Annotated in this window: 22 protein-coding genes and 1 tRNA gene; 11 read left to right on the top strand and 12 right to left on the bottom strand. The window is 67.1% G+C overall.

Going from position 1 to position 25505, the window contains the following annotated elements; all coding sequences use genetic code 11:
• Positions 1–219 precede the first annotated feature (219 nt).
• A complete protein-coding gene (locus AC1AUD_RS09825; RefSeq protein WP_476574174.1) occupies positions 220–1752 on the top strand; it encodes an MDR family MFS transporter in 1533 nt (510 codons plus the stop codon).
• A 30-nt stretch (positions 1753–1782) separates the two neighbouring features.
• Here AC1AUD_RS09825 and AC1AUD_RS09820 read toward each other — a convergent pair whose 3' ends face one another.
• Together AC1AUD_RS09820 and AC1AUD_RS09815 are read right to left on the bottom strand one after the other, a co-directional pair.
• Positions 1783–2523, bottom strand: a complete 741-nt coding sequence (locus AC1AUD_RS09820) for an HNH endonuclease family protein (protein WP_476574173.1) — start codon at positions 2521–2523, stop codon at positions 1783–1785.
• 107 nt (positions 2524–2630) lie between these two features.
• On the bottom strand, positions 2631–3500 hold the full coding sequence (locus AC1AUD_RS09815; protein ID WP_476574172.1) for an aldo/keto reductase: 870 nt from the start codon (positions 3498–3500) through the stop codon (positions 2631–2633).
• Between the two features lie 123 nt (positions 3501–3623).
• On the opposite strand from AC1AUD_RS09815, the gene AC1AUD_RS09810 reads away from it, so the two are divergent.
• Positions 3624–5684: a sugar porter family MFS transporter gene (locus tag AC1AUD_RS09810; RefSeq protein WP_476574171.1), complete on the top strand. Its 2061-nt coding sequence runs from the start codon at positions 3624–3626 to the stop codon at positions 5682–5684.
• Positions 5685–5865: 181 nt separating this feature from the next.
• On the opposite strand, the gene AC1AUD_RS09805 is transcribed toward AC1AUD_RS09810, so the two are convergent.
• The 8 genes from AC1AUD_RS09805 to serS form a co-directional block, all read right to left on the bottom strand.
• Complete coding sequence (locus AC1AUD_RS09805; RefSeq protein WP_476574170.1) at positions 5866–6426, bottom strand: cysteine hydrolase family protein; 561 nt, start codon at positions 6424–6426, stop codon at positions 5866–5868.
• Between the two features lie 31 nt (positions 6427–6457).
• Positions 6458–7525, bottom strand: a complete 1068-nt coding sequence (locus AC1AUD_RS09800) for a purine-cytosine permease family protein (RefSeq protein ID WP_476574169.1) — start codon at positions 7523–7525, stop codon at positions 6458–6460.
• The gene (locus AC1AUD_RS09795) at positions 7416–7910 is read right to left on the bottom strand and encodes a cytosine permease (RefSeq protein WP_476574168.1); all 495 of its coding nucleotides are present in this window, start codon (positions 7908–7910) and stop codon (positions 7416–7418) included. Before AC1AUD_RS09795 ends, AC1AUD_RS09800 begins: the two co-directional genes overlap by 110 nt.
• Positions 7907–8935 (bottom strand): PfkB family carbohydrate kinase, encoded by a 1029-nt coding sequence (locus AC1AUD_RS09790; RefSeq protein WP_476574167.1) that lies wholly within the window; start codon positions 8933–8935, stop codon positions 7907–7909. Before AC1AUD_RS09790 ends, AC1AUD_RS09795 begins: the two co-directional genes overlap by 4 nt.
• Positions 8932–9969: an ADP-ribosylglycohydrolase family protein gene (locus tag AC1AUD_RS09785; RefSeq protein ID WP_476574166.1), complete on the bottom strand. Its 1038-nt coding sequence runs from the start codon at positions 9967–9969 to the stop codon at positions 8932–8934. The genes AC1AUD_RS09790 and AC1AUD_RS09785 overlap by 4 nt, the downstream gene beginning before the upstream one ends.
• Positions 9959–10681 carry a GntR family transcriptional regulator gene (locus AC1AUD_RS09780; protein WP_476574165.1) on the bottom strand — a complete coding sequence of 241 codons (723 nt, stop codon included), beginning with the start codon at positions 10679–10681 and terminating at the stop codon, positions 9959–9961. The genes AC1AUD_RS09785 and AC1AUD_RS09780 overlap by 11 nt, the downstream gene beginning before the upstream one ends.
• A 137-nt stretch (positions 10682–10818) precedes the next feature.
• Positions 10819–10906, bottom strand: a tRNA-Ser gene (locus AC1AUD_RS09775).
• A 146-nt stretch (positions 10907–11052) separates the two neighbouring features.
• Positions 11053–12339, bottom strand: coding sequence for a serine--tRNA ligase (gene serS, locus AC1AUD_RS09770; RefSeq protein WP_476574164.1), 1287 nt, complete (start codon positions 12337–12339; stop codon positions 11053–11055).
• A 232-nt stretch (positions 12340–12571) separates the two neighbouring features.
• On the opposite strand from serS, the gene AC1AUD_RS09765 reads away from it, so the two are divergent.
• The 4 genes from AC1AUD_RS09765 (at position 12572) to rpiA (ending at position 18210) form a co-directional block, all read left to right on the top strand.
• Entirely contained in the window at positions 12572–13771 is a 1200-nt protein-coding gene (locus AC1AUD_RS09765; protein ID WP_476574163.1) for a diacylglycerol/lipid kinase family protein, read from the top strand.
• A gap of 81 nt (positions 13772–13852) precedes the next feature.
• Positions 13853–15526 (top strand): phosphoglucomutase (alpha-D-glucose-1,6-bisphosphate-dependent), encoded by a 1674-nt coding sequence (pgm, locus tag AC1AUD_RS09760; RefSeq protein ID WP_476574162.1) that lies wholly within the window; start codon positions 13853–13855, stop codon positions 15524–15526.
• 648 nt (positions 15527–16174) lie between these two features.
• Positions 16175–17365, top strand: coding sequence for a ribonuclease H family protein (locus tag AC1AUD_RS09755; RefSeq protein WP_476574161.1), 1191 nt, complete (start codon positions 16175–16177; stop codon positions 17363–17365).
• A gap of 146 nt (positions 17366–17511) precedes the next feature.
• Entirely contained in the window at positions 17512–18210 is a 699-nt protein-coding gene (gene rpiA, locus AC1AUD_RS09750; RefSeq protein WP_476574160.1) for a ribose-5-phosphate isomerase RpiA, read from the top strand.
• A gap of 166 nt (positions 18211–18376) precedes the next feature.
• On the opposite strand, the gene AC1AUD_RS09745 is transcribed toward rpiA, so the two are convergent.
• Together AC1AUD_RS09745 and AC1AUD_RS09740 are read right to left on the bottom strand one after the other, a co-directional pair.
• On the bottom strand, positions 18377–18466 hold the full coding sequence (locus AC1AUD_RS09745; protein ID WP_004268639.1) for a 30S ribosomal protein bS22: 90 nt from the start codon (positions 18464–18466) through the stop codon (positions 18377–18379).
• Positions 18467–18591: 125 nt separating this feature from the next.
• Positions 18592–19236 (bottom strand): hypothetical protein, encoded by a 645-nt coding sequence (locus AC1AUD_RS09740; protein WP_476574159.1) that lies wholly within the window; start codon positions 19234–19236, stop codon positions 18592–18594.
• A 204-nt stretch (positions 19237–19440) separates the two neighbouring features.
• Here AC1AUD_RS09740 and radA point away from each other — a divergent pair, with 204 nt between their 5' ends.
• The 5 genes from radA (at position 19441) to AC1AUD_RS09715 (ending at position 25502) form a co-directional block, all read left to right on the top strand.
• Entirely contained in the window at positions 19441–20898 is a 1458-nt protein-coding gene (gene radA, locus AC1AUD_RS09735; RefSeq protein ID WP_476574158.1) for a DNA repair protein RadA, read from the top strand.
• Positions 20899–20951: 53 nt separating this feature from the next.
• A complete protein-coding gene (locus AC1AUD_RS09730; protein WP_476574157.1) occupies positions 20952–22484 on the top strand; it encodes an adenosylhomocysteinase in 1533 nt (510 codons plus the stop codon).
• 1 nt (position 22485) lies between these two features.
• A complete protein-coding gene (locus tag AC1AUD_RS09725) occupies positions 22486–23886 on the top strand; it encodes an amidohydrolase family protein (RefSeq protein ID WP_476574156.1) in 1401 nt (466 codons plus the stop codon).
• 54 nt (positions 23887–23940) lie between these two features.
• On the top strand, positions 23941–24456 hold the full coding sequence (locus tag AC1AUD_RS09720; protein WP_476574155.1) for a cupin domain-containing protein: 516 nt from the start codon (positions 23941–23943) through the stop codon (positions 24454–24456).
• Between the two features lie 176 nt (positions 24457–24632).
• On the top strand, positions 24633–25502 hold the full coding sequence (locus AC1AUD_RS09715) for an ABC transporter substrate-binding protein (RefSeq protein ID WP_476574154.1): 870 nt from the start codon (positions 24633–24635) through the stop codon (positions 25500–25502).
• The last annotated feature ends 3 nt before the right edge of the window (positions 25503–25505 follow it).

The raw sequence follows: 25505 nt of genomic DNA, 5'->3' as shown, positions 1-25505 counted from the left end.
TCGCGCACGTCGCATACGATGCGTTTCCGGACCCCGCCCTCACGGCGGGGTCCGTGCGTTTCGGCGCTCATATCGGCTCTTCCGCACCATATCCCGGGGTTCTTTCCATTGGATTGGTACCGCGGTGAGCGTAAAGTAGTGTGGTTACTTTTATGCGCGAAACGCAGTTCGGGAAGGCAGCGGAAAGTGCACAATACTGCAAGTACACCATGGGAACGGATGTCGCGGGCCCTCACCCCCGAGGAATCATATCGGAACGGCAGGCTCACGCACGCCGCCTTCGTATCCATCGCGATCCTGACCTTCATCACCTTCGTCGGCAACTTCACCCAGTTGCAGTTGTCGGCGGCGCTGCCGACCATCGTCGCGGATTTCGGCATCTCGGTGACCACCGCGCAATGGCTCACCTCGATCTTCCAGCTGGTCATGGGCGTGATGGTGCCGCTGACGGCCTTCCTGACGCGCCGCTTCTCCACCCGGCAGATCGTCATCGTCTCGATGGCGGTGTTCACGATCGGCTCGGTGTTCGCCTGGCTGGGCTCCACCTTCGTGCTGGTGCTGTTCGGGCGTCTGCTCGAGGCGATCGGCACCGGCGTGATGTGGCCGGTGTTGCAGATCACCGTGTTCAACATCTATCCCCTGTCGCGCCGCGGCGTCGCGATGGGCACCGTCGGCATGGCGATGAGCGTGGCCCCGGCCATCGGCCCGACCCTGGGCGGCCTGCAGACCGACGCGAACGGCTGGCGTTCGATCTTCCTCACGCTGACGATCCTCGGCGCGGCCTCGCTGCTGCTGGCCGTGTTCGCGCTGCGCAACTTCGGCGAATCCGACAAGCAGGCCAAGGCCGATTTCTTCTCCGTGGCGCTGTCGGTGTTCGGCTTCGGCGGGCTCATGTTCGGCTTCACCAACATCGAGTCCTATCCCTTCTCCAATCCGCTGGTGTGGGCGCCGCTGGTTGTCGGCATCGCGGGCATCGCTTGGTTCGTGCTGCGCCAGACGCGCCGCCGCCGCGCCATCGAAGCCGGCGAGCCGGGCGCCAAGGAGCCTCTGCTCGACCTGTCCGTGCTGCGCAACCGCTCCTTCACCATCGGTTCGATCACGGCCGCGATGTCGTTCTTCGCGTTCAGCTCGATCATGGTCATCATGCCGCTCTACATCCAGGACGACCGCGGATACTCGGCCACGATCTCCGGTCTGGTCATGCTGCCGGGCGCCATCGGCCAGTGCATCTCGCAGTTCTTCGGCGGCCGGGCGCTCGACCGCTTCGGCGCGCGCCCCGTGGCGCTGACCGGCACCATCGTGCTGCTCGTCGGCACAATCGGCATGTCGCTGATCGGCCCGCACACCTGGATCTGGTGGGTGTCGATCTGCCAGTTCGTGCGCCAGATCGGCATGGGCTTCATCATCATGCCGGTGACCACATGGTCGCTCAACTGCCTGGAGCCGCGCGACGTGTCGGCCGGTTCCGCCGTGACCAACACGATGCGCCAGATCGCCGGCGCGATGGGAGCCCCGCTGCTGGTCGTCATCATGGAATCGCTTGCCGCGTGGCGCTCCTCGGCCCTCGGCGGCGGGCAGTCGGCCGCGATCGCCGGCTCGATCTTCGGCATCCAATGGGTGCTGAGGCTCAGCTCCTTCATCGTCTTCCTGATGCTGATCCTCGTGTTCTTCGGCGTCAAGGGCGAGGGCGCCGGATCGACGCGCGGCCTGGCCAAGCGCGCCATCGCACGCATGCGCCACGTCGAGGTATGAGCGGCCGGCTCAGCTGACGGCGGAATCGGCTCAGTCGGCGGGAATCTCCTGCGCAGGGCAGGAGCGCAGCACCGCGCGCATCGCATCCCGCTCGCCCGTCGTGATACTCAGATCGTATTTGTCCTTGACGCCGATCTGCCGCGCCACATACTCGCAGCGATAGGCCCCGTTCGTCGGCAGCCAGTGCGCGGCCGAGGCCGAGCCCTTGTCCTGATTGGCCGGGCCGTCCACGGCCAGTAGATTGGCCATATCATTGCCGAAGCGATATCGTTCGGCCGTCGTCCAATCGCGTGCGCCGGACTGCCAGGCGTTCTCCAACGCGACCACATGGTCGATCTGCACCGCGGAGCTGGTTTGGGGCCCGCGCACGAAGTCGATGGTCTTGCCTGTGTAGGGATCGTCGAGCGTGCCCGTGGCGACCTTGCAGGAACCGGGATACTTATAGGTCACATCCTTGAGGTCACGGGCCAGGACATCCTCGCGCACATCGCAGCCATTGCCGTCGTCATCGGTCTGCCGGTATCCGAACAGATCGCGGTCATATCCCGACTTGTCGGGCCGGTCGTCGACCCGGAGCCCGGCCAGCACGTCGGCGGCCGGTCCGGTGGCCGTGTATTCGCCGGTCGCCTTGCCGACGGTGGGGCTCATTCTGGGCAGCACCACGCCGACGGTGACGCCGACGACGACGGCCAGCACCGCCAGGATCAGCAGACGCTCAAGCGGGCTTGTGCCGGAGAAACGGCGGCGGCGGAAACGATTGCGTTGGGACATGGTTTCGTTACGAGGGGTCAGGTTCTGTCACAAGGAGAGCTCCGCCGGCACGGAAGCCCACAGGGCTTCCTCTTCGGCCGGCTCGCGCGTGAGGCTGCCAAGCGGCCTCACGCATAAGTAAACGTGAGCGGATCGTGACCCGCGCGGGTGGGGCCGTCGAGTTCATCGATGGCCGCGTGCTCGTCGGCGGTGAACGAGAATCCGAAGAGATCGAGGTTCTCGCGCTGCCGTGCGGCATGCACCGACTTGGGGATGATGATCGTGCCGTTCTCGATATGCCAGCGCAGAATCGCCTGGGCCGGGCTGACGCCATGCGCGGCGGCGATGCGTTCGATCGCGCCGTCCCCGGCGTCGAGGTCGGCGCCACGCGCCATCGGCGAATACGCCTCGACCGCGATGCCGTGCGCCTTGCAGAAATCGACGACCTCGCGCTGCTGCCAGGTCGGATGCAGTTCGATCTGGTTGACGGCCGGCCATTCGCCGGTCTCCTCATGCAGACGCTCGAGATGCTCGGGCAGGAAATTGCACACGCCCAGCGTCCTGGCGCGCCCCTCCTCGCGCAGGCGCACGAAGGCCTTCCAAGTCTCGCCGCTGCGCCAGTCGAAGGGCGTCGGCCAGTGCAGCATATACATATCCACGTAGTCGAGGCGCAGCAGGCCGAGCTGGCGGTCGAAGGCCTTGAGCGCGCTGTCATATCCCTGCTCGGAATCGCGCAGCTTCGTCGTCACCCACAGGCTTTCGCGAGCCGCCCCGCGGTTGAATCCGGTGGCTTCGAGCGCGCGGCCCACGCCGCCCTCGTTGTTGTATCCGGCGGCGCCGTCGATATGCCGGTATCCGGCCTCGAGCGCGCTTTCGACGACCGGAGCCACGCCCTCGTCGTCGATGCGCAGCACGCCCAGTCCGACCTGCGGAATGGCGCGTCCGTCGTGAAGTGCGATGTCCGGCACCTGGGCCGGGTTCGAAATGCCATTGGTCATACCCATGTATCCTAGTCGCCGGCGGGCGCCGGCGGCCGTCGTAACACAACCGTGAGTGTCGAACGCCTGTCGAACGCTATGATGGTGACGATTCCCCGTTGATGCGTTTGAGAGGAAGAGCATATGGCGGGACTGTTTCATGCTGTGTCGAAACAGCACAACCCATTGGGAACCCTCGTGCGCGTCCGCGGCACGGGCCGATACACCTTCGGACTGGCCCTGAGCGCCGGATTGGCGGGCCTGCTGTATGGATACGACACCGTCTCGATATCCGGCGCCATCGATTTCCTGACGGAGCGATATGCGCTCGGCCCCACGATGGAGGGCACGATCATATCCTCGGTGATGTTCGGCGGCGTCATCGGCGCCATGTTCGCCGGCTTCCTGTCCGATCGCTTCGGACGGCGGCGCATCCTCATGGCCGGCGCGGCGTTCTTCTTCTTCGCCGCGATCCTGAGCGCCCTGACCTTCTCCCCGTTCCAGCTCATCGCCACGCGCACGGTCGGAGGCGTCGGCATCGGCCTGACCGCCGCGCTGGCCGTCGCCTACATCACGGAATCGGCGCCGACGCATATCCGCGGCACGCTCGCGTTCTCATATCAGATGCTGGCGATCTGCGGCATCTTCCTGACCAATGTCATCAACTATGTCATCGCCTCGTATGGCTCGCCGCAGTGGGACGTCGCGATCGGATGGCGCTGGATGCTCGGCATCGGCGCGCTGCCGGCGGCCGTGTTCTTCCTCGCGATGCTCAGGGCTCCGGAAAGTCCGCGGTTCCTGATCCAATCCGGGCGCGCGGACGAAGGCTTCCGCGTGCTCGAGCACATCTCCGGCACCGACAAGGCACGCGAGATGGCCGACGAGATCCAGGACACGATCGGCCGCGAACGCGAGCTGGACGCGAGATTCGCCGACTTGTTTCGCCCGGGCCTGCGCAAGGCGCTGGTCATCGGCGTGTTCCTCGCCGTGTTCAACCAGGCGATCGGCATGAACGTCATCTCGTACTACGGCCCGGTGATGTTCAAAGACCTGGGCTTCGGCGATGACACGGAGTTCCTCGCCTCCGCGGCGGTCGGCGGCGTCGAGCTGACGGCCACGGTCGTGGGCATGTATCTGATCGACGCGGTGGGGCGCAAGCGCCTGATGGCGATTGGCGCGGCGCTGATGACGCTGTTCGCGCTGGCGATCAGCTGGAGCTACGCGGTGGGCTCGTCGCTGTCCTCGCTGGTCTTCGTCATGCTGTTCACCGCGGCCTTCGCGTTCTCGATGGGCCCGATTCCGTGGATCGTGATCCCGGAGCTGTTCCCGACGTTCCTGCGCGGGCGCGCGGTCGGCATATGCACGGGCTTCCTGCTGGCGACGAACTGGGCGATCGGCCAGTTCACGCCCATGATGTTCCGCGACCTGGGCGGCCTGGGCACCTTCCTGGCCTTCGCCGGACTCGACGCGCTGTGCCTGGCGGGCGTGCTGGTCCTGGTGCCCGAGACGATGGACCGCACTCTTGAGGACATCGAGCGCGACTGGCAGCCCAAGACGCCGCTCGCCTCGGCGCGCATCGCGCTCGGCCTGGCCAATTCGCGCATCCGCCGGGCCGAGTCGACGCTGGCGCGCGTGGAGAACGAGCGCATGCAGGCGATGGGCGTCATCGAACAGGCCGAGCGCGACCGGCTCAACGCGCAGAAGGAGCTGTTCCGACTGGAAAACGAGGAACGCGAGCGCATCGAGCGTCAAGAGCGTGAGGCTCGGGCGCGGGCCGCGGCCAAGGAGGCCAAGGAACGCGCGAAGGCCGCGGCGAAGGACGCGAAAAACGTCGCCGCGGCACCGGATGCGCCGGCGATGCCGGCCGCATCTGCCGCATCTGCCGCATCGGCGGCGGAGGCGTCTCCGGATGCCAATGACGGCGCAGCTTCCGAAAGCTCAACGCGAACCATTGCCCGACATATCGAACGATCCGGTGAGCAAAAAGCCCCGGAGCCCACACGCCATATGGTGTCGGAGCAGTCTCCGACCACTGACGAGGATGACTCCGACGCCGCCGAAGAGAGCTTCTCCCCCAAACGTGATGTGCGCGACCTGCACGAGATCATCGAACAGGCCAAGCGCGACGCCGAGGCCGAGGAGCAACGCGAAAACGCCGCCATCGACAGCGCCCTGGACTCGCTCGACGACCTTATCGGCAAGTAGGTCATTGCCAGTCGTGCCGTAGGCAACCGCTGCGACCTGCGACGTTCGGCATAACCTTCCAAGACACACAGACTGTCCAAGACCGCCATGTCAGAAATGCCGCCGATATGCGAACGGGTTCGTTCGCCTCGGCCGAAAACCGGGGCGAACGAACCCGCTTGTGTATATAGAAATATCCGAGCTATCCGAGAATCGCGTCGGTGTCGGTGACGGTGACCAGCGGCGCGAACCCGGCCATCACCTCGAGCGCACGGCGATGGTTCTCCGGCGAGCTGCCCGCGCAGGCGTCGGCCGCCACTTGCACGCTCACGCCCGCGTCGGCCGCGGCCAGCACGGTGTTGAGCACGCAGCAATCGGTGGCCACGCCGCACACGGTGATGTGCTTCGAGCCGCCGATGGCGCGCGCCAGATCCTCGCCCCACTTGCCGAAGGTGTCGCAGGTGACGACCGGATGCCCCTCGGCGAAGGCCGCCGTGTCCTCGGTGAGGTCATACATCGGGTCATCCGCGGACACCAGGAACTGCGGCCAGTCCTGGAAATACGCCACCCAGGCGTCGCGCGCCTCGGCGGGCGCGACATAGCGCGTGTGGACCACGCGGTCGCCGAAGGCCCTGACCAGACGCCCGTAGGCCGCGTCGGTGTCGTGGAAGCTGCCGTCCGGGCACGCCCAGTCGGACCAGTCGGATTCGGCGAACACCTTCTGCCGGTCGATGACGACCAGCCATTCGTCGTTGGCGATCATATTCGATTCCTTTCTGGAATATCGGTTCCGCTCAGTCCTGCGCGCCCTCGACGGACTCCTGGCGGCGGATGTCGCCGCGCTGCAGGATCAGCGCGCCGAGGAATCCGATGAGCAGCGCCACGATGACGCCGAGGTTGGCGGAGGCCCAGTTGCCGTCCTTGCCGCCGATCAGGCCGAGGAAGTAGCCCTGCCATTCGAGCCAGCTGGCGGCGGTGTTGACCACCAGGCCCCAGCCGACGATGGTGCCGACCGCGAGGATGACGAAGGACTTGACGTTCCACGCGCCGTAGCGGCCCGAGGCATCGTAGAGGTCGTGCGTGTCGTAGTCCTGCCTGCGCATCAGCACATCGGCCACGAACATGCCGGCCCACACGGCCATCGGCACGCCCAGCGTGATGAGGAAGCCCTGGAACGGCCCGATGAAGGTGTCGGAGAAGAAGGTGACGTAAACGACGCCGAGCATCGTCAGCACTGCGGCCAGGCCGGCGGCGATGGTGCGCGGCAGCTTGATGCCGAAGCTCAGCAGCGCCAGGCCGTTGGAATAGTTATCCATGATCGCGCCCGACATCAGGCCGAGCACGGCCACGATCGTGAACGGCACGAGATACCAGGTCGGCAGGATGGAGGCCATCGCGCCGATCGGGTCAAGGCCCACTGCCTCGGAGAGCTTCGGATCGGAGACGGCCAGCAGCAGGCCGTAGCCGATGAGCAGTACATTGCCGATGGAGGCGCCGAAGGTCGACCAGAAGACGATGCCGGCGTTGGAGGACTTGCGAGGCAGATAGCGCGAATAGTCGGCGGCGATGTTCACCCAGCCCAGGCCGAAGCCGGTCATCACGAAGAAGCAGGCGCCGAGCACGCTCGGCAGCGGGCCGTTGGCGGCCGATCCGATGGCGGAGAAGTCGATATGCGACCATCCGAGGATGAAGAAGCCGACCGTCACGATGCCGGTGACGACGGTGATGACCTGCTGGCACTTCATGATGAGGTCATACCCGAAGATGCTCGCGACGACCACAAGGCCGACGATGAGCACGGTGGAGAAGATGCGCGGGCCAGTGCCGGAGCCGAGGCCGAGACGCTCGATGGTGGACGACATGGCCAGCACGGCCGTGGGTGGTCAGGGAGATGCCCCAGCCGAGCGTGGCGATCCAGCTCAGCACGCTGGGGACCTTCGCGCCCTCGACGCCGAAGGTGGCGCGGGTGAGCACCATGGTCGGCGCGTTGCCGCGTTTGCCGGCGATCGAAACGACTCCGACGAGCAGGAAGGAGACGACCACGCCGACGATGGTGGCGAGGGTCGCCTGCCAGAAGGAGATGCCGAATCCCAGCGCCCACGCGCCATAGGACATCGCCAGCATCGAGATATTGGCGGCGAACCATGGCCAGAACAGGCTGCTCGGTTTGCCCTTGCGTTCCTCCTCGGAGATGATGTCGATGCCTTGCTCCTCCACGGCAAGGCCGGTGTTCTGTTCGTTGCTCATTGCTCTACTCCTTTCATGGGCTGAACAGTACCGCACAATTGCTGGGCCTCGAAGCGCGTCGGGCATGTCGCCGGTCCGCGCCGGGTGACGGCGATGGATGCCGCCGCATTGGCCAATGACGTCGCGTCCACGAGCATGGCGCCGCGGGCCAGTTCGGCGCACAGCACGCCGGCATGGCAGTCGCCCGCGCCGTTGGTGTCCACGGGGCGCACGGGGAAGCCGGCGACCGGCACCGGCGTCGCGTCGGGTTCCGGCACAACCCATGCGCCGGCCGCGCCCATACGCACGATAAGCGGTGCGCCGAGCGCCGCCGCAAGCCGCGCCACGAAGATTGCGTCGATGGGCGCATCATCCGCCGGCCCGCCATCCGCTGCTTTCAGACCGAGACGCGCGGCCAGAAGCCCCGCCTCGCGTTCATTGCACGACCAGATCGGCCGATATGCCAGCAGGCGCGCGAAATGCCCGCCGTCCACCTGCGCGATCACCGGCGAGGGGTCGAAGACGGCTTTGAAATCACGTTCCCGCGTGCGCTCCAGGAAGGCGGCAAGCGCATCGGCGGTGCGGTGGACCAGCGTGTATCCGCTCAGGTGCACGACATCGCCGGCAGCGGGCCGCACGCCATCGAAGGCGTGCGCGTCACCCATGGCCTCGGCCCCGCGCATGGAGACGAAGGTGCGTTCGCCGTCCCCATCGGTCAGCGCCACGCAAAAGCCGGTGTCATGGGCCGGATCGGTCGCACCGATATGGTCGATGCCGTCGTCGGCGAGCGCCGCGGCGACCAGATTGCCCCATGCGCCTGTGCCGACGATGCCGCCATGCGCCGCCGGCACGCCCATGCGCCGCACGGCGTGCAGCGTGTTGAAACTCGCGCCCACGCAGGTGTCCGTGGCATCGGCGAAGACGTCCTCGCCGGCGTTGGGCACGCGCGGCACACGCATCGTCAGATCAACGATGACCTGCCCCAGCGAGACGACGGTTCCGACCGTTCCTGTGTCTTCGGTGTTCCCGGCGTTTCCGGCGCTCATCGCCTATCACCGCCCTGCGCACGCAACGCGCACAGCCCGCGCGCCGTCGATTCCGGATCCAGTCCGTTGTCTTCGCGCAGCTGGCGGACCACCTGGTCCGCGATGCCGGCGTCGAAGGCCTCCACCCCGCGCCAAGCCCCGAGGATCGCGCCGGCCATGGCGGCCATCGTGTCGGTGTCCCCGCCGATCGAAGCGGCGAAGCACAGGGCGTGCGTGGGATCGTCGGCGAAGCGCCGCGCGATGGCGAAGGCGGAGGGCACCGATTCATTGGCCTCGACGCTGGTGCCGACTTCGAAACGCAGCACGCGGGCGAACTCCTCCTCGTCGGCATCGCGCCCCGCATGCGAAGTCCAATCCAGCAGCCGTTCGGTGCGCGTCAGCACCGAGGCCTTGGCGGACCAGTTGCCCTGCGCGGGATGCGCCGCGACGAATGCCACGGCTTCCCTCAGCGGGTCATCCGATCCCTCGATCGCAGAGCTCACGGCGGCTGTCACCAGGGTCGTCGCCTCGATGCCCTGCACGGTGTTGTGGGTGACCACGCAGGAGCGGCGAGCCTCCTCGGCAAGCCGCGCGCCGGGAGCGAAGGCGATGCCGACGGGCGCGGCGCGCATGGCCCCGCCGTTGGTGGTGCCGAAGCGCCCGGTCAATTCGGGATCGACGCCTTCGGCGAGGGCGTGCAGCGCGGCCTTCGTGGAGGGACCGAGCAGGTCCAAGGACCCCTTGGCCCGCATCATGTCCTCCCACTCCAGCAGATCGCGGGCATAGGCGTCGTTGTCCAGTTCCCCGCCGTCGGCGATGAGCCGGGCGGCGAGCAGGAAGGCCTGCTCGGTGTCGTCGGTGACCGCGCCCGCCTTCATATTCGGCGCGATTGGCTGCTCCGCGCATGCATCGACCAAACCGGTGACCGGCCAGCCATAGTGGCGTTCGATGTCGTCGGGCGACATGCTCTGCGTGGGCATGCCAAGCGCGTCGCCGACCGCCAGTCCGATCAGCGCTCCGACGCCGCGCTCTTCGATACTCAGTTCATCGGCCATATTCGCTCCTTTCCGTTCCTGTGGCGATATGCACGGTGAAGTGGCTGGGGTCGAGGAAGGAGCGCACATATTCGACCAGCTCGTCGTCGCCGTCGAAATCGCGCCGCTCCGACACCAGGAACACGGCGTCCGGCGATTTCTCGAGGATGTCGGCCGCCGGCCCAAGCCGATCCGCCGAAACATCCACGCTGCCATGCGAAGGGCGCAGTCCGGCGGCGGCCATGGTCTTCGATATGGAGCCGCCGACCAGACCGCCGGCATGGTCGATCACCCCCATCAGTTTCGGCGTCGCCGGCAGATACGAGATCTCATAGGACACCGGCGTGATGCGGAATCTGCGGCGCCGCTCGATGCGATAGAAGCGCTCCGCCTCGCAATCGTCGGCCAATGCCTCCGGTCGGTCGACAAGCGCGATCGACAGCGTTTCCGCGACGGTGGGCGTGCCGGAGCGCAGCATGGCGGTGCCCCAGCCGGCGGCGCCGGTCAGGTCGGAGCCGTGGAAGGCCACATAACTGCCCGAGCCCATGCGGGTTTCGATCAGCCTGGCCTGTTTGAGCAGGCCGAGCGCGCGGCGCACGGTGCCGCGGGACACTTGGTATTCCTCGGCGAGCTTCGCCTCGGAATCTATCTTGTCGCCGGGTTTGAGCGTGCCATCCTTGATCTTGGCCGCGATGGACGCCTCGAGATGCTCGGTGCGCGTGTATCCAGTCATATTCGGCCTCTCTGTCGAACGATTCCTCCGTCGGAATCTTTATACAGGATAGCACAGGTTTATACAGGCTGCGGACACCTTCGACGAATGCAGCGGCCGAAACAAAGAAGCCACACCGAACACGGTGTGGCTTCATATGGCGGATAGGGCGGGATTCGAACCCGCGGAAGGTCGCCCTTCAACGGTTTTCAAGACCGTCTCCTTAGACCGCTCGGACACCTATCCATTGTGTGCGCACGAAGCGCACATTGGGTTATTCTAACGCACCACCGGCTTGTGTGGTGGTTGCATTTTGTCATAAGGATGGCTCCGCCGGCACGGGAGTCCACAGGACTCCCTCTTCGGCCGGCTCGCGAGGCGTGAGGATTGGGTCACGCTTCCCACTTCGTCGGCTCGATGACTTCCTTGCCACCCATGTAGGGACGCATGGCCTTCGGGATGTCGATGGAACCATCAGCGTGCTGGTGGTTCTCGAGGATCGCGACGAGCCAACGGGTGGTGGCCAGCGTGCCGTTCAGCGTCGAGACCGGGCGGGTGCCGCCGTCGGCGATCTTCTCGCGGATGTTGAGGCGGCGCGCCTGGTATTCGGTGCAGTTCGAGGTGGAGGTCAGCTCGCGGTAGCGGCCCTGCGTCGGCACCCACGCCTCGCAGTCGAACTTGCGCGCGGCGGAGGAGCCGAGGTCGCCGGCGGCCGTGTCGATGATGCGGTAGGGCACCTCGACCTTGGCCAGCATCTCCTGCTCCATGCCCAGCAGATGCTCGTGCTCCTTGTAGGAGTCCTCCTGCTTGGCGTAGACGAACATCTCCACCTTGTCGAACTGGTGCACGCGGATGATACCGGTGGTGTCCTTGCCCGCGGCGCCGGCCTCGCGGCGATAGCAGGAGGACCAGCCGCAGTAGCGCAGCGGGCCATTGGACAGGTCGAGGATCTCGTTCTCATGCATGCCGGCGAGCGCCACCTCGGAGGTGCCGACCAGATACTGGTCGTCGGGCTCGCGCAGGCGGTAGATCTCATCGGCGTGGGCGTTGAGGAAGCCGGTGCCGGCCATGACCTCGGGGCGCACCAGCGTCGGGGTGATCGCCAGCGTGAAGCCATGCTCCTCGGCCTGGTCGACGGCCATGGTGAGCATCGCGATCTGCATGCGCGCCACCGCGCCCCTGAGGAAGTAGAAGCGGGAGCCGCCGACCTTGGCGCCGCGGCGCGTGTCGATGCCGGCCACACCGGTGCCGAGGGTCATATGGTCCTTCGGCTCGAAGCCCTCGGCCGCGAAATCACGCGGCGTGCCGACCTTCTTGACGACGACGTAATCGTCCTCGCCGCCTTCCGGCGCCTCGGGCTCGACGATATTCGACAGCTTCCACATGGCGGTGGTGTATTCCGCGGAGGCTGCGTCGGCGGCGGCCTTGTATTCGCCGACCTTGGCCGACAGTTCCTTGGTTTCGGCGATCAGAGCGGCCTTCTCGTCGCCGGAGGCGGCGGCGACCTTCTTGCCGACCTCCTTCTGCTGGGCGCGGGCGGCCTCGAATGCCTTGAGGGCGGTGCGGCGGGCCTCGTCCGAGGAAAGCACCTCGTCGACGAGCTCGACGGATTCGCCGCGCTTGCGCTGGGATTCCTTGACGATATCGGCGTGTTCGCGAATGAATTGGATATCAAGCATGGGTCAAGACTATCCCCGAAAGCCGACGAGCGCGCGCTTCGGGGCCCCTCCCGTTCCGATATCCGGCTGCCCGTCCGCGCATTCCCATCCGGCGGCATCCGGACCCCTGGCTCCCGGCGTCGCGCGGCCATCGCCGGCCGTTCGCCGACGTCTGTCAGCTATCGTGCAGGAATCGCGCGGATATCCCGGCGCCCCGGCCCCCGCGCGCCCGTCGGCATACACAATGGGGAGCATGCCCCAAGCCCTTGCCGTCACACTGATCGTCTTCGCCTCGCTGACCGCGGCCGCCCTGCTGATCGCCGCCGCCGTGCTCGGCGTGCGCGCCGTCCGCCGCCGCCGGCTGGCCGAGGCTCTGCACCGGCGCAACGAGGACCAGGTGCGCTATGCCTTCATCGTCAACCCCTCCAAGCCGCAGGCCGCGCAGCAGCGCCTGCACATCGAGGAGTTCTGCCATGCGAAGGGCTTGGACGATCTGATCTTCATCGACACGCAGCTCGACAAGGATGGCCGCGCCTGCGCCCTCGAGGCGCTTGACAAAGGCGCGCAGGTAATCGTGGCCGTGGGCGGCGACGGCACCGTGCGCACGGTGGCCAGCGCGCTGTCGGGCACCGGGCACGCCATGGGCATCGTGCCGATCGGCACCGGCAACCTCTTCGCCCGCAACATGGGCATCCCGGTCGACGACATCGACGCGGCGCTCACCGTCGCCACCTCGCACGGCTCGCGGCATGTGGACGTGGGCCGCCTGACGATCCTCGACCGCGAGAGCGAGGACCACGGCCACGCCTTCCTCATCATCGCCGGCGTGGGCTTCGACGCGAAGATGATCGACGACACCGATCCGGAGCTCAAGAAGAACCTCAGCTGGCTGGCGTATTTCGTGGGCGGGGTCAAGAACCTGTTCGCGCCGAAATACCGCGGCGATGTGACGATCTCCAGCGCCGACGGCTCCACGCACACGACGCACGGCTTCTCCTTCCGCACGATGATGGCCGGCAACTGCGGTCAGATCCCCGGCTTCTCGCTGATGCCAAACGCGGCCTATGACGACGGCATCCTCGATTTCGAGCTCATCGACACCACGGGCGGCATCATCGGATGGGCGAATCTCTTCGGCGATGTGCTGCACCAGACGATCACCGGCAAAGCCGAGCAGAACCCGTTGTCGACCAATTCGACGATCGACCAGATCCAAGGCGTGTCGGCCGAGGTGACGCTCGAGAAGCCGGCGCCGGCGCAGGTCGACGGCGATGTGCTCGGCGAAACCGCGCACCTGCGTTTCGACGTGGAGCGCCAGTCGCTGTGCGTGCGCGTGCCCGCGGCACAGCTGGTCAACGGGAAGCCGATCGCCGGCGCGACGGCTGAATTCGCGGAGATGACCGGCATGATCGAGCCCGTTCGAGAGGTTCCCGCCGCCAACCGTGAGCGCTAACAAAACATTTGCGAACATATATCGAACACGTATTGACAGAAACTTCCATCCTTCGGCTTTCAGCGGCTATAATGGGGCGGCATGGTAGCAAACAATGCGGGCATGCCCGCCACCCCAGCAGATCTGATCAACGTCGACGAAGTCATCGGCAAGTACTATGACGTCGTCCCCGACCCCTCCGTCCCCGAGCAGCGCGTCATCTTCGGCACCTCCGGACACCGCGGCTCGTCCCTCAAGACCTCGTTCAACGAGGCCCATATCGTCGCCATCTCCCAGGCCATCGCGGAATACCGCAAGAAGGCCGGCGTCACCGGACCGCTCTACATCGGCCGCGACACCCACGCCCTGTCGGAGCCGGCCGAGAAGACGGCCATCGAGGTGCTCGTCGCCAACGGCGTGCATGTGCGCGTCGATTCCCGCGGAGACTTCGTGCCCACGCCCGTCATCTCGCAGGCGATCCTGACCCATAACCGCGCCGCCGACGGCACCCAGCGCTTCACCGGCGAAGGCCTGGCCGACGGCATCGTGGTGACCCCGTCCCACAACCCGCCCACCGACGGCGGCTTCAAGTACGACCCGGTCACCGGCGGCCCCGCGCCGGCCGATGTGACCGAGGCCATCGCCAGCCGCGCCAACGAACTGCTCGGCGACTACAAGTCCATCAAGCGCGTGCCCTACGAGCAGGCCATCAAGTCCGAGTTCGTGGAGGGCTTCGACTATCGCGAGCACTACGTGGACGATCTGGCGAACGTCATCGACTTCGATCTGATCCGCTCCTCCGGCGTGCGCCTGGGCATCGATCCGCTGGGCGGCGCGTCCGTGAACTACTGGCCGCTGATGAACGAGAAGTACGGCACCAACATCGGCGTGATCCGCCCCGAGGTCGACCCGACCTGGCGCTTCATGACCATCGACCACGATGGCAAGATCCGCATGGATCCCTCCTCGCCGTATGCGATGAAGGGCCTCGTGGACCAGCTCAACGCCGGTGCCTGGGACAAGTACGATCTCGTCGGCGGCACCGACCCGGATGCCGACCGCCACGGCATCGTGTGCCCGAACTGGGGCGTCATGAACCCGAACCACTACATCGCCGTGTGCGTGGAGTATCTGTTCGGCGGCGCCCGCCCGGGCTGGCCCGAGGGCACCGGCATCGGCAAGACGCTGGTCTCCTCCTCGCTGATCGACCGCGTGGCCGCCTCCATCGGCGCCAAGCTCGTCGAGGTGCCGGTCGGCTTCAAGTGGTTCGTGGACCCGCTGTTCAAGGGCGAGGTCGCCTTCGGCGGCGAGGAGAGCTCCGGCATGTCGTTCCTGCGCCGCGACGGCCGCGTGTGGACCACCGACAAGGACGGCCTGATCCCCGACCTGCTGGCCGCGGAGATCACCGCCAAGACCGGCAAGAACCCGGCCGAACTGCACAAGGACCAGGTGGCCCGCTTCGGCGAGAGCTGGTACAAGCGCGTCGACACGCCGACCACGCTGGAGCAGAAGCAGAAGTTCGCCTCGCTGTCCGGCTCCGATGTCGCCGCCTCGCAGCTGGCCGGCGAGGACATCACCGCCAAGCTGACCGAGGCGCCCGGCAACGGCGCGAAGATCGGCGGCCTCAAGGTGACGACCAAGGACAACTGGTTCGCGGCCCGTCCCTCCGGCACCGAGAACATCTACAAGGTCTACGCCGAGTCCTTCGTCTCCCCCGAGGCGCTGGACAAGGTGCTCGATGAGGCCACCGTCGTCGTGAACAAGGCCTTGGCCTGATCTGACGCCCCTCGGACTGTGGTTGCGGATTCGGCAACCGACCCAGCATCCGCCCATAGTCCCCGAACCCGGGTCCTTCCCAGCGAAGGCCCGGGTTCTTCGTTTCTCCGCATACAGCTTTTCATCGCGCAGACGCCCGCGTCTTGGCCCTCCGCAATTGCCCGTGTCTTGGCCCTCCGCCGTGTTGTCCGGATGCCACTTACCGGCGCCCGGGGAACGCCCGGGCAGGTCCTGGCGTTACATTCCTGCCACCTATAGGCGAGCAAGCAACGCCGAGGCTCCATAGCGTTACCCACGTGCCATTCACTGGCATCCGGACAACGCTGAGACGGCCCTAGGCGTTACCTATCTGCCACTGACTGGCGTGTGGGTAACGCTGACGCCTCCCAGCGTTACCCACATGCCATTTACCGGCATCGAGGCAACGCCTGGCGCGTCTTAAGCGTTACTCCGGTGCCAGTGAGTGGCGCGGCGGGCACGCTGGCGGGCTGGGTATGCTGGAACGCATGACTGACAACGAGATCGTGGTGTCGACCGACGGGTCGGCATTGGGCAATCCGAATGCTGAGCCGTCAAGCGGAGAGCCCAGTGGGCTCTCCGTAGGCGAGGGGAGCGGCTTCGCCGCGACGGGCCCGTTGGGGGTGCACAATGTCCGATGAAATAGTGGTGTCAACAGACGGATCGGCATTGGGCAACCCCAACGGGCCCATGGGCTGGGCATGGGCGGACCATGCGAAGCACACCGGCGGCACGCCCGGGCACAACCATGACGACCACGGCTATGGCGCCGGCGGCGCCACGAACGGCACCAACCAGATCGGCGAGCTGTGCGCGGTGCTCGAGGCCTTGCGTGCGCATCCGGGGCCCCAGCCGCTGCTCATCGAATCGGATTCGCAATATGCGATCAACTGCTCGACCAAGTGGGTCAGGGGCTGGAAACGCAATGGCTGGGTGAACTCGCAGAAGAAGCCGGTGAAGAACCGCGAGCTGATCGAGGCGATCGACAACGAGATCTCCTCCCGCCCCGGTCCAGTGCGCTTCCGCTGGGTCAAAGGCCATGCCGGCAACGAAGGCAACGAGCTGGTGGATGATCTGGCACGCACCTTCGCGGGCGATTGCCGCTCCGGCGCGCGCGATGGATATCTGCCGCTCGAGGGATGGCAGTCGCTGATCGCCTCGGAATACTCGGATGGCCTGGATGTGCCGCCGGATGTGCGGCTGATGCTGGATGGCGAGGCCGAGGCCGAGGCCGGAGGCGCGGTCTCCAGCACGCCCGACACGCGCGTCGACATGCCCGGCGACGCCACTGCGAAAGCGTCCGCGCCTGGAGCGCAAGCGCAGAATGCCGGCAAGCCTTCGCTTGCCGAGCTGCTCGCCGAGCCCGAGGGCGTGCCGGATTATGGCAAACCGGATACGACAGGGACGGCAGCCGACTTGCATGGCTCTTCCGCAGACGCCGCATCCGATGCCGAGGCCAATGCCGAGCCACGTACCGCCGCCGAGTCCGGCGCGGCGCAGGATTCTAAAGTCAGCGCTGGCACCGCCTCGCGGAGTCTCGAAGTCGAAACCGAGATCGAGCCGCAAAATGCCGCCGACGCCCCGCTTCCCCGTCAGGCCACGCCGGCGACTTCCTCGTCGCAGGTATCCGCGGCCTCGGCGAACGTGCTCCGCCCCTCGGGACTCACGGTTTCGGGCGCGGTGCGATTCGCCCCGGCTCCCCGGACCAGCCCGTATTTCACCGGCCAGCCAATGCATGTGCATGGATTCATCGAAGTCGACGGCCTCGTGGACGGGGACGGCAACCTCATGCTTGAGTCGGCCGGTTTCCTACGCGGCTAGAATCCGGGAGCGAACACCCGCCGCACATAAACGGACACGAATTCACAAAAACCAACACCCGCGGTAGGATAGCAGTGGTCCATCGAGTCGCCGCAGCCGATGCCATCCGGCCGGCCGGCGGCCGCACTCACCAGAAAAGGAGCAGCATGGATAAGGCACAGCAGGATGCGCTGAAGAAGGCGGCCGGCATCGAAGCCGCCAAGATGATCACGAACGGCATGGTCGCGGGCCTCGGCACCGGCTCGACCGTCCGTTTCCTCGTGGACGAGCTCGGCCGCCGCGTCAAGGAGGAGGGCCTCGAGTTCACCGGCGTCACCACCTCCCGCCGCACGCAGGAGCAGGCCGAGGGCTACGGCATCAAGATCGTGAACATCGACGACGTCGACCACATCGATCTGACCATCGACGGCGCCGATGAGGTCGACAAGGACTTCAACGGCATCAAGGGCGGCGGCGCGGCCCTGCTCTGGGAGAAGATCGTCGCCACGAACTCCGACAGGATCGTCTGGATCGTCGACGAATCCAAGATCGTGGACACCATCGGCGCCTTCCCGCTGCCTGTCGAGGTGATCCCCTTCGGCGCCGGCCAGGTCGTCAAGAAGTTCGAGGCGAAGGGCTACAAGCCCGTGCTGCGCCTCGACGCCGACGGCAAGCCCGTGCGCACCGACGAGAACAACTATGTCGTCGATCTCCACCTGGAGCGCATCGACCACCCGACCGAGCTGGCCGAGGACCTCATCAACACGGTGGGCGTCGTCGAGCACGGCCTGTTCCTCAACATGGTCGACACCGTCATCGTGGGCGATCCGAACGGCCCGCGCGTGATGACCAACGACAACAAGTGAGCGCATCGGCCGGCCGGGCCGACTGATTCCTTCCAGGCGGAGGTTCCCTCACGGGGCCTCCGCCTGTGCGTTGCGGCCTGTGCGTTGCGCACACAGCCCCCAGAACATGCGAAACCCCCGGAACCTTGCGATTCCGGGGGTTTCTCGCGTCCGCAGACGCCAAAGACTACTTGCGCTGGTGGCGAGTCTTGCGAAGCAGTTTACGATGCTTCTTCTTGCTCATGCGCTTGCGGCGCTTCTTGATGACCGAGCCCATCTCAGCCTCCGTTCCTCTATTCAAAGGGAAAAGTTTGCAACTTGCCCAATACTACACCGGTTCGCCGACTTTGCATCGGCGAGTCCACCTTTTGGCGGCCGTTCACGCCGGCCGCCGGCCGCGCGTCACAGCGGGAACTTCTGATAGAAGCGCTCCACCGATGCCTTCGCGCCCGTGGCCTGGAAGACCACGGTGTCGTTCTGCCACACGGCGATGGCCTTGTTCTCGTCCGCCGGGTCGGTTTTGGCCACATAGCTGCCGGTCTCGTCGCCCGACACCTTGACGTTGCCCGAGCCGAGCTCCTTGCCGCTCATCTGCCCGGCGAGCGCGTCGTATTGCGCCTTCGCCTGGTCCGCGGCCGACCACTGCGCGACGATCAGCTGGACGTCCTGCCCATCCTTGCCGGTGGCATAGGTCAGCGTGTATTCCTCCAGCGGCGAGGCGCCCGACCAGTTGCCCGAGGCATCGGCCTTGGTGCGCGCGAAGTTGAGCACGCTGTCGGGCATCGCCTTGAGTAGTTCGGTGGCGCCGTCGGGCAACGCGGTCGCGTCGATGGACGGCTTGGTCGGCTCCTTCGTCTGCGAGGAGACGGCCTGCTGCGCGGTCTCCTGCTTGTTGAGTGCCCATCCCGGCCACACGAAGGCGGAGAGCAGCGCGAGCACGACGACCAGCGCCGCCGCGACGACCACGGCGATCAGCTTGCCATGGGACGGACTCTGGGCGGATGCGCCCTTGGGAGCCGGACGCGGGGATTCATAGGTATCGGACATGGCCCCGATTCTCTCACAGCCGCGTGACGCCTCCGGCATCGGCACACGCCCGTCGCAGGCCCTCCACACGATATCCATATGGCGCCCCGGACGGCGCTTCAAGGGGAACGGAACAGCGCCCCGCACGACGCCCGCAATTCCGGCAGACGCGGCCAATGCCAAGGCGTGGGACGCATGTCGGCGAACGCGGATAGCGTCGGGGACATGGCAAAATCGTCCACGCAGTTCCTGTGCTCCGAATGCGGGTGGAGCGGTCCGAAATGGGTCGGGCGTTGCCCCGAATGCGGACAATGGGGCACGGTCGAGGAATACCGCGAGACGCGGCCCTCCCCGGCCAACGCACGCACCGCCGCGCCGGGGCGCACGGCCCGCACGACGCCCGCCGCGCCCTCGGCGCTGGCGGAAGGCCCGGCGAAGGCGACGCCGATCACCGAGGTCGGCACCGAGTCCGTCACGCGCCTTGGCACCGGATTCGGCGAATTCGACCGCGTGCTCGGCGGCGGCGTGGTGCCGGGTTCGGTCACGCTGGTGGCCGGCGAGCCGGGCATCGGCAAATCGACGCTGTTGCTGCAGACGGCGGGCAACATCGCCCGCGCGAGCCGCGAAGGCACGGTGCTCTATGTCTCCGGCGAGGAGTCGCAGGCCCAGGTGCGCCTCAGAGCCTCGCGCATCGATGCGGTGGAGCCGAATCTGCTGCTCGCCTCGACCACCGATCTGGCCGCCGTGCTGGGATTGATCGAGCAGCATCGCCCGACGCTGGCCATCGTCGATTCGGCGCAGACCATCGTCTCGCAGGAGGTCGATGGCATCTCCGGCGGTTCGACGCAGGTGCGCGAGGTCGCCAGCGCGTTGATCGACACGGCCAAGAGCCTCGACGTGCCGACCTTCCTGGTCGGACATGTCACCAAGGACGGCTCGATCGCCGGCCCGCGCACGCTCGAGCATCTGGTCGACGTGGTCTGCCAGTTCGAGGGAGACCCGGACACGGCGCTGCGCATGCTGCGTGCTGTCAAGAACCGCTTCGGACCGACCGACGAGGTCGGCTGCTTCGATATGAGCGGCGAGGGCATCGAGGAGGTCGTCGATCCGGCCGGGCTCTTCCTGTCGGCACCGGGCGCGTCGGGCGCCGGCGAGGCCGGCGCGGGCGAGCCGCCGGTCGAGGGCACCTGCGTCACCTTCACGCTCGACGGCCACCGTTCCCTGCCGATCGAAGTGCAGGCGCTGGTCACCAATTCAGTGCTGCCGACTCCGCGCCGCGCGGTCAACGGCGTCGATCCGAGCCGCATCGCGATGCTGACGGCCGTGCTCTACCGCCACGGCAAGGTCAATCTGCTGGCCAACGATCTCTATGTCTCGACGATCGCCGGCGGCCAGGCCAGGGAGCCTGCCTGCGATCTGGCCGTCGTGGCCGCGCTGGCGAGCGCCGCGAAGGGCACGCCGATCCCGCGCGGCACCTGCGCGATCGGCGAGATATCGCTGACCGGCCAGGTGCGCCCGGCGCCCCGCCTGGAGCATCGTCTGCGCGAGGCGGCGCGCCTTGGCTTCACGCGAGCCGTGGTGCCGCCATTGCGCCGGAAGACCACGGTGCCGGGGCTTGCCGTCGTCGAGGCGTCCACGCTGCGCGATGCGCTCGCCGCGCTCGGCATGGCCGGCGGCCGGTGACACGCCGATGGCGCAATGGCCCCTTTGGGATGGCGGGATGGGAGCATAGGACCATGAGAGATGACGGGCATATGACGCCGAACGCACAGGATTTCGCCGCCTGGGCCGCGCGGATATCGCAACGCACGAACCGCTCGCTGGCTGGCGCGCGGCTGCGGATCGACGCAGAGGCCGACCGGAGCGCCTTCGCGATGTCGGCGGCGCAATGGGGCATGTCGCCGGCATCGTCGGACGATGCCGCCTCAATCAACGGACACCGTCTCCCCGTGGCTTTCGACGCGACCGCCGCCCCGGAGAGCGTCGCCGACGCGCGCGCCTTCGACGGCAAGCAGGCGATGGAACATGCGCGGCGGCATATGCGGGTGCTCGCCGCGCTGATGGACGAACTGAAAGCGGAGGTCGATTTCGCCGGCGTGCGCATCGCCGTGTGCCTGGTGCTGGAGCCGAAGACCGCCGTGCTGCTGCGGGCGCTCAAAGACGCGGGCGCAACGGTGGGCGTGTTCTGCGAGCCGAGCGACACCGACCCGCGCGTGATCGAGCCACTTCGCGCCGAGGGCATCGTCGTCGAGGCGGACCCCGCGTGGGGCCCGGAGGAGACCCATGCCGGCGCGCTGCGGCTGCTCGACGCCATCCGCCCGCATGTCATCATCGACGACGGCGCGAGCTTCGCGCGCCTCGCCGCGCTCGAACGGCCAGGGCTGCTGAAGGGCCCGGACGGACTGATCGGCGTGGCCGAGGAGACCACCAGCGGCGTGCGCGCCTTCCAGGCGATGCAGGATGCCGGCGCGCTGGGTTTCCCGGTGGTCGCCGTCAACGACAGCGTGCTCAAAACCGGCTTCGACAACGAGCACGGCACCGGCGAGACCTGCGTGACGACGATGCAGGCGATATTGGGCGACGACGCCTTCGCCGGGGCACGCGTCACGGTCGTCGGATACGGCCCGGTCGGACGGGGCTTCGCCCGCCGCATCCGGGCGCTGGGCGCGCGCGCGACGATATGCGACGTCGATCCGGTGGCCGCGCTCAAGGCCGCGTTCGACGGGTTCGAGGCACGGGACATCGACGCGGCGCTGCCGCACGCCGACATCGTGGTCTCCGCCACCGGCGTGCGCCACACCATCGCGCTCGATCATATGCGGGCGATGAGGGACGGCGCCGCGCTGGCCGTGATCGGCGGCATCGCCAATGAGATCGCGCTCGACGAGATCCCCGGCTTCCGCCCGGAGCCCGGATGCCCCATCCGCGACCTCGCGGTGCCCGGAGGCCCGATGCTGCGGCTGCTGGCCGAGGGGGACGGCGTGAACTACACGGCCGGCGGCGGCAACCCGATAGAGATCATGGACCTGAGCTTCGCCGTGCAGGCCAGCGCCGTCGCGCATCTCATCCGCGGGCACACGAACGGCACGCTCGCCCCGGGGCTGACGAGGCTCGACAAGGCCTCGGACCGGCGCATCGCAGCCGTCGCGCTGGCCGTGCGCGGCCACAGCGCCAGCCACGCCGTGGCGGACAATGGATATGACTGGACCCTCACGCGCTTCGCCGACGCCGGCGGCGCATCCGAGCGGTCCGAGCGAAAGGAGCCGTGACATGGAAGGCAAGGCGCACGATCCGCTGTACGCCGCCGCGCACCGCGAACCGCTCGACGAGGTGACGATCTACAGCGCGCCGATGATCATCCCGGTCACCGGTCCGGTGATGCTGGACGGCGCCGTTGCCGTCTCCGGCGGCCGCGTCGTGCATGTCGGCACGCGCCGCTGGGTGCTCGACCGGCTCGCCGACGAACTCGCGCCGGGTGCCGTCAAACGCGAGCGCCACTGGCATGGCCTCGTCACCCCCGGTCTCATCAACGCGCACACGCATCTGCAATACACGAACATGGCCGAGGTCGGGCGCGGCTCCTATGCCGACTTCCGCGGCTGGGAGCTTGGATTCAACGAGGTCTACGACCGCCTGTCGGCCGCCAAGGAGTCCCCGTGGCGCGCCTCGGCCGAACAGGGCGCGGCCATGCTGGTCAAAAACGGCACCACGGCCGCGGCCGACATCGTCACCGATCCGGAGGCGGCGGGAGCCCTCGCCTCGCAGGGCATGCACGGCGTGGCCTATTGGGAGGTCATGGACTGGCACAACGAGCAGTGGCGCACCGAGGGACTGGGATATCTGGTCAGCCAGCTGGGGCGCATGAGCCAGCAGCGGCTGCCGCGCATCGGCATCAGCCCGCACGCGCCCTACACATTGGAGACCGAGCCCTTCGTCGATCTGCCCGACATCGCGCGTCAGCTCGACATGCGCCTGCATATCCACTTGGCCGAGACGCCGATGGAGGCCGGCGCGCGCGACACGACGCTGACGACCTATTCGGCGGCCGACTGGCGCGACCAGGAATGGGAGAGCTACCGCCAGCTCAAGGAGGCCGGAAAGGGCGCCTCGGCCATCCAGTTCCTCGACCAGCTGGGCTCGCTCGGCCCCGACGTGCATATCGCGCACGGCGTGTGGGCCGACGCGGAGGATCGTCGCATCCTGCGCCAACGCGGCGTGGGCGTGGCCCTGTGCCCGCGTTCGAACCGCATCACGGTGACCGGGCGCAATGCACCGATCCGCGAATACCTGGAGGAAGGCAATCTGCTGGCCGTGGGCACCGACTCGCTGTCGAGCTCGCCGAGCCTCGACGTGCTCGACGACCTGGCCATGCTCCATGATCTGGCGCGCGAGCAGGGATACCGGGGCGACGATCTGACGCACCGGCTCATCCGCATGGTCACGCTCGGCGGCGCCGAGGCGATGGGCATGCATGTGGGCGCGGGCCGCATCGGCCAGATCAACGCGGGCGCGACGGCCGACCTGGCCTTCTTCGATGTGCCGGTCTATGTGGCCACGCCGCGCGGCATCGAGGACACGCTCGAGGAGTTCGTGCGCCATGGCGCGGGGCGCAACCGCGCCACCGTGATCTCCGGCCGCGTCGTCCACAACGACGGCGCCTTCGAGGACTAGCCGCGGCACGTCAAGGAAATACGTCAGGAAATACGTCAAGGAAAGGAGTGCGCGATGAGCGTCGCTTTGGAGGATATGTCGGATTATGCGCGCGCAGTGGTCGCCCGTCTTGGGCTCGAGGCGCATCCGGAGGGAGGCTGGTATGTGCGCGACTGGCAGTCGTCGCACGCCTTCCATCCGTCGCCGGATGCGCCGGAAGCTCAGGCGCTCGACGGCCGCCCGCTGGCCTCGCTGATCTATTTCCTGCTGCCGGCGGGCGATGCGAGCGCATGGCACAAGGTCGACGCCGACGAGCTCTGGCTGTGGCATGGCCCTTCTCCGGTGACGCTCGAATTGGGCGGCGACGGCGACGCCCCGGCCGCCGATCCGGAGGAACGCACCACGCTCATGCTGGGAGCGGGCGTCGCCGGCGCGCCGCAGGCGCACGGAGCCGCCCCGGACGCCGCGCCGCTGGCCCACGCCGTAGTGCCCGCGGGCGTCTGGCAGCGCACGGTGCCCTCCGCCGGCGACGCGCTGGTCTCCTGCGTCGTCTCCCCGGGCTTCGTCTTCGACGGCTTCACGCTCGAATAGGCGGCGCCGGCGCCGCCCGGCGTTTCCATAGCCCGCGTTTGGGACGGGCCATAGGATGCGGCGATAGCGGCGACGCCGTGTCGAACCAATGGGAGCGATATACTTCCCCGCGTGCCGGCGGAAACGCCCCCATATGGACTTTGCATAGGAATACACAGAAGAATGAGAGGAACACCATGACCTTCGCCAAGCACAAGCTCGTCCGCACCATCGCGGCCGTCGCCTCCATCGCGGCGCTGTCGCTGACCGCCGCATGCGGCGGCTCCAGCGCCACCGACGACAAGAGCGCGAGCGCCGACTCCTCCGACATCACCCAGCAGACCGTCAATCCCGGCACGCTGACCATCGCCACCGGCGACCCGGCCTACGAGCCGTGGGTGATGAATGACAAGCCCGAGTCCGGCGAGGGCTATGAGGCCGCCGTGGCCTACGCAGTGGCCGACAAGCTCGGCTTCTCGAAGGACCAGGTCAAGTGGACCCGCACCACCTTCGACACCGCCATCGCCCCGGGCCCGAAGGACTGGGACATGAACATCCAGCAGTTCGGCATCACCCCCGAGCGCAAGAAGGCCGTCGACTTCTCCTCCGGCTACTACAAGGACACCCAGTCCATCGTCGTCAAGAAGGACGGCAAGTACGCAGGCGCCACGAGCCTCGACGAGCTCAAGGGCGCGACGCTGGGCGCGATGGTCGGCACGCAGGGATATCAGATCGCCAAGGACAAGATCAAGGACGACATCCAGACCTTCAATGACGACGCCACGCTCGCCCAGGCGCTGGACGCAGGCCAGATCGACGCGTTGGTGACCAACACCGTCGAGTCCGTCTACATGGTCACCTCCGACCAGATCAAGGACGCCAAGGTGCTCGGCCGCATCGCCGGCTCCGAGGACAAGGACGGCCTCGGCATCGTGCTGCCGAAGGACTCCAAGCTCACCGCGGCGACCACCAAGGCCGTCGACGAGCTCGAGGCCGATGGCACCTTGAAGCAGCTGCAGGACAAGTGGCTGGCCGAATACACCACCGATCTCGAAGAGCTCAAGTAAAAA

The sequence above is a fragment of the Bifidobacterium sp. LH_730 genome (assembly GCF_056355835.1).
Note: the sequence above shows the minus strand (reverse complement) of the source record. Positions and strands in the feature narration are given on the sequence as shown.